General features: G+C 37.6%; 4 protein-coding genes. All 4 read right to left on the bottom strand.

All coding sequences use genetic code 11. The features are described from left to right. The coding region (locus tag ACODS7_RS31445) for a replication/maintenance protein RepL (protein WP_488828492.1) at positions 1-1237 on the bottom strand (1237 nt) is incomplete at its 3' end. Between the two features lie 27 nt (positions 1238-1264). Then, positions 1265-1837: a hypothetical protein gene (locus tag ACODS7_RS31440; protein ID WP_243168592.1), complete on the bottom strand. Its 573-nt coding sequence runs from the start codon at positions 1835-1837 to the stop codon at positions 1265-1267. 22 nt (positions 1838-1859) lie between these two features. Further along, a complete protein-coding gene (locus ACODS7_RS31435) occupies positions 1860-2888 on the bottom strand; it encodes a bifunctional lytic transglycosylase/C40 family peptidase (protein ID WP_243168593.1) in 1029 nt (342 codons plus the stop codon). Between the two features lie 6 nt (positions 2889-2894). After that, the coding region (locus ACODS7_RS31430; protein WP_488828489.1) for a conjugal transfer protein TrbL family protein at positions 2895-3163 on the bottom strand (269 nt) is incomplete at its 5' end.

Below are 3163 nucleotides of genomic sequence, written 5' to 3'. Positions count from 1 at the left end.
TCACTGAAACCTCTTCTTCCATCACGATTTCTTCTTGTTTTTCCTTCACTAAATCCGCAAATTTTTCTACCTGCTTTTCGTCTGTTACTTCTTCTGCTATGACCGCTAACTCTTCTTTTTGATCTATAATCTTGGCTTGTTGGTTCACTAGTAAAATATGTGATACTTTTTCAATCCTTGTGACAAATTCTTCCGCATTCACTTGTTCAATTCGATGAATATGCGGATGCTGTTCTACAATATACTCTCGTAATGCTTCCATCGTTGCTTCAGGATGTTTTTCAAACTGTTCTGTTACCACTTCTTGAAAATTCTTTTTTATCGTATCCGTAGGTATTTCAGCTTGTTGTTTTACTAAGAGGGTTTTTTCAAGAGGCTGTGGCATAGTAGGTTCTTCCACTGTTTTTTCTTGCACCACTTCTTTTTCTATAAGCTGTTCCTTTTCTTGTACAACCGTCTTCTCATTATCCTTTTCTCGTAACGTTTCCTTTTGATACGGTCTCGCTTGTTCCAGTTTTTGATTCAATTCTTGACTCTTTGTAAGGATGAGATTATTTACACGAACTACTCCATCAATTAATCTATTTTTTGTATACTGTTTCACTTGCCCTGGTGCTTCTTTTACCGTTTGTACATTTTGTTTCACTTTTTGCATAAAGGTTTCTTTTAAGGTTTGATAACTCTGTTTTACATTTTCTTTTAAGGTATGAATGGCTTCTTTCCACGAAACCCCCTTCTCTTTCTGTTCATAGTATTGATGAAGGGTTTGTTCTAAGCTCTTCACATGCTGATCTAATAACTCTTTCACATCCTCTTTGGTCAATGTAGAACCTTTCGGATTTTCTAAATCGCTTTCAATCAGTTGTTGCACGTCCTTCATACTTTTATTCAATACGTTTTTTACTGTAACCGTTTGTAAATTGTCACGTAACACTTCCATTCCCTTTGCTAACCCTTTTTCTTCAGAAAGGTGATGTTCATATTCAAATGCCTGATTGACCTCATACACACCCGACTGTAAACGCTGTAAAAAGGTAGATTCTTGTAACGTCTTCATCGTCTCGCTGACAGTGCGTTCGGATACCTGTGTTTGTTCTGCGATTTCTTTTTGTGTCATATGCAATTGGTTTTTCGCATCTAATCGTTCCATCACAAAATTTAATACTTGGATTTTTTTCTCCCCTTGTAACTGTAAATCCAATAGCGCATTCCAATTTCTATCATGTTTCATTTTCATATAAACCACTCCCTCTGCATAAAATAATTAATTGATATATCCTTCTTCACCTAAAGGCTGTTGGATACTAATGTTTCCTACAATCCATTTTTTCTTTTCAGGACTATATACCATCTCAATATCTAATACCATTTGCATGGTACTCGTTACACCGTTTACAGTCGTATTAATCCACACACTAGAAAACACATTCGCTTTCTCACCATTTTGCACAGCTGTATAGTATAACTTGACATCTTTTATAGCTGAAACAATCGTTGTTTCTGGTGGTGTTTTTTCTGGCTTCTTTTCTTCTCCTGCTGGCTTTAACTTCCCTCTTACAGACTCTGTTGTATATGCATCAATTTTTGACCACCCTTGTTCACCTTTTGACGTATCATACGTAAAGAAGGCTCGTAAAAAGGCGTCTGTATCTTTTTTTACTTTTGTTTCCTCATTGTTCTCTTTTGCCTGCACCTTCTCTTTTAAACTGGTATTTTCTTTCAAAACTTGTTTATATTTTGTTTCATATACTTTCACCTCCCCTTTTTGTTTCCAAGCATACCCTATTAATATCACTATACCTATAGATAAAATCAGAATTGCTATACTACGTCTCATTTTCATTCACCCTTTCTCATCGTTATTGTACTCGACCAAACCCTGCGAGATGTTGCTGCCAATACGGTTTATTTAAATCAGCATAATCAAGGGGGTCACCAGCATGATACATTTGCATATTCCCTTGATAAATACCTACGTGCGTAATATATGTCCCTGAATTATATGTTCCATGGAAAAACACTAAATCTCCGGGCTTTGCTTCTTCAGCAGAGATACGTTTTGTTTGATTCCATTGCATTTGTGCGGTTCGATCTAATTGCACACCTGCTGTTCGGAATGTCCACTGGGTTAAACCACTACAATCAAAACTTGCAGTTGGGCTTGCTCCGCCAAATACATATTTATAACCTTTATATTTAATGGCTTCAGCCATAACTTTTTGAAAAAATTCGTCTCCAACAGCTCCACCACCAGCAATTTCACTCGTTTGATAGTATTTCAAAACTTTTTCAACATAGCTATAATCACCATAACAAAATGGACTTCTGAATCCACATTGTGTGCGCCCATTTGCCATTTTTAAGGCAAAACTTTTCGCTAATTCTAGAGTATATTCCCCGCCATTACTATTAATATAGTTCAAAAATCCCGGGCCAAAATTATATGTTTGAAGGGCTAATTTTATTCGATTGATATCAGATGGACTCTGCACATTTGCTATTGTAATAGAATGTTTGAATTCTTGTACGCCAGCCCATATGCTGTAGTCCGGGTCTGTGATTCCGTTTTGAATTTTCGGGTACTTCGTGTTAAAAGCGCCCTCTGCCGATTGCATGACATCGAGCAAACGTCCGCCGCTCTCCTGCATAATTAAACTTAGCATTAACGGTACATAGGGCTCTACACCAAATTCTTGGGCGTATTTACGAACCGTAGGTTCCCATTTTAGAACTTCAGGTGGAACAGTTGTTGTTCCTGTCCCCATTGGTGTTTGTGGCTTACTCCCTCCTCCCCACATCAAACAGATGAAGAGACTAAACAAAACCAGTATGCCAATCAGTATAAGCTTCCAATTTCGTACAACGGTTACGGTTGCTTTGATATACACGGTTCATCATCTCCTCTTCATCAGCACTTGACGTGTCATAAATTTCATCATACTTCCTGTACCACTTGCCACACCTGTAGAATAGACAAATTTTTGTAAAACAGCTGGTGTTGTCACAACCCCTATTAAAATACCTGTTCCTAAAATGGCGTGACCAGATAACATACAATTAAGACCTAAATATAAGAAACTGACTTGGGCGGCTGCTGTTCCCACAATGGCAATCGTTTCTCTCCACCAAGTTGAATACATATCCATCTCTTCATTTAAAGCGG

Source organism: Bacillus sp. FG16, assembly GCF_057809515.1.
The sequence above is the reverse complement of the archived record's forward strand: the minus strand, read 5'-3'. Positions and strand labels throughout refer to the sequence as shown.

Excerpts from the sequence above, each read along its gene's own strand:
- ACODS7_RS31440 (WP_243168592.1), bottom strand. The coding sequence starts at position 1,837 with ATGAGACGTAGTATAGCAATTCTGATTTTATCTATAGGTATAGTGATA.